The sequence below is a fragment of the Vibrio sp. Vb0937 genome, from assembly GCF_033338855.1.
In genome coordinates this window covers 1-1,466 of record NZ_JAWOTK010000176.1, presented here as the reverse complement: position 1 = coordinate 1,466, position 1,466 = coordinate 1, and the positions used below count along the sequence as shown (strand labels likewise).

Annotated in this window: 2 protein-coding genes; both read right to left on the bottom strand. The window is 43.9% G+C overall.

Features of this window, described 5'->3' with window-relative positions; all coding sequences use genetic code 11:
• Nucleotides 1-250, bottom strand: a 250-nt coding sequence (locus R7P67_RS24185; protein WP_318086237.1) for a heme biosynthesis HemY N-terminal domain-containing protein, incomplete at its 3' end; no start/stop codon positions are given.
• A complete protein-coding gene (locus R7P67_RS24180; RefSeq protein ID WP_005496369.1) occupies nt 250-1,461 on the bottom strand; it encodes a uroporphyrinogen-III C-methyltransferase in 1,212 nt (403 codons plus the stop codon). The genes R7P67_RS24185 and R7P67_RS24180, both read right to left, overlap by 1 nt.
• Nucleotides 1,462-1,466 lie beyond the last annotated feature (5 nt).

Sequence of the window (1,466 nt, the reverse complement as noted above, 5' to 3'; positions counted from 1 at the left end):
AACGACGCATTTTACGTACGCTGAAGTAGTTCCAAGTGCTTGAGCTTGCGTAAACCAACTTTTTAATCAGGTATTCAAGGAGGAAAAGGCCAGCTAGCGCAGCGATAACGAAGATCACCAAAGTGGTTACGCTCATCTCGATAGTCTTGTTTGCTATTGAGATCAGTACATATCCTTGTTGACCAGAAAACTGAGTACCGACAAATAGACCTGCACCTAGAACGACAAATAGGAAAATAAGGCGAATCATTATTTATCCCCCGTACCTGTCATTGTTGTGACTTCACGACGTAGTCGCTCACGAATCACATCCGATAGCTGAGATTGGCTTTCCAGTTTTGCAGGGTACTCAACTTGAATATTTTGTTGGCTTAATTGGTTGAGTGCTTTGTTGAATTCTTTCACCGCATTGTCGTCTTGATTGAAGAAAGCCATCGCCCACTTGTCAGCTGTCGTTAACGAAGTGGTGTAGATTTCGCCTTGTTCTTGGTAAACCGCTTTGATTGCTGTTTCAAGTTTGGCCTTGATGTTTTCTTTTAAATAGAAATGCTGCTCTGGAGACAATAATGGGATGACGTTGCCATCGCGAGTACGGAAAGTAATAAAGTTCTCAGAGAAGTCTTTCAGAGAGGTCATTAAATTATCTTGCCAGTTTGAAATGTCTTCTGATACTTCATGTTGAGCAACGACTTGGGCTTCCGGCAGTAGTGCATTTGCTAGAGGCAACTTATCTACTTGCTGCTGTAGAGCGGTTAAACGCAGAACAAGACCGTCACGGTCAATCAATGGGACAGTGCGCAGTTTGGTGATGTCGTTTGCCATCGCTTTACGCAGTTTAACTAAGCTTGGATCGTTTAGCGCGGCAATACGTTGGTCTGCGCTTTCCATTAGTTGAGTTGCGCTTTCTACGTCATGCTCTAAGAACAGTTTACGACCAGCCAACTTCACAAGGTAATCGGCCTCTGCCAATAGCCAGTCGTTTGGACGTCGGCCTTTCACATCTGCGACGGCGAGTTGTAAACTTTCAATGCTCTTTTGTTGTTGACCAAGCACCACTTCTGCTTTGTGCGTTACTGTGGTCGCTTTCTCGATGGTTTCTTCTTTAACTTGGTTTAGCTCTTGCTTCATCGAAGCTTGCGCTTTTTCTAGTTGGTTTTGTAGCTGAGCGATTTGAGTTTGGTAATCGGCTTGTTGCTCATGAAGTTTATAAGCGAGACCGCCACCGAAGATGATTGAAAGAATGATCGCTACTGTGCCGAGTTTGACACCACGTTTGCCTTGCTTCTCTTCAAATTCAACCTTTGTTGGTTCTGCTGGTTTTGCTGGCTCAACCGGTTTAGAGGCTTCCTTTTTAGATTCAGCATCCTTTTTCGGTGCGTCTTTTTCTGCTAGCGGTGCCGATGAGGTTTCTTCGGAAAGGTTTTTATCGTTATTTTTTTGGTCGTTATTTTTACTTGTCATGCCTA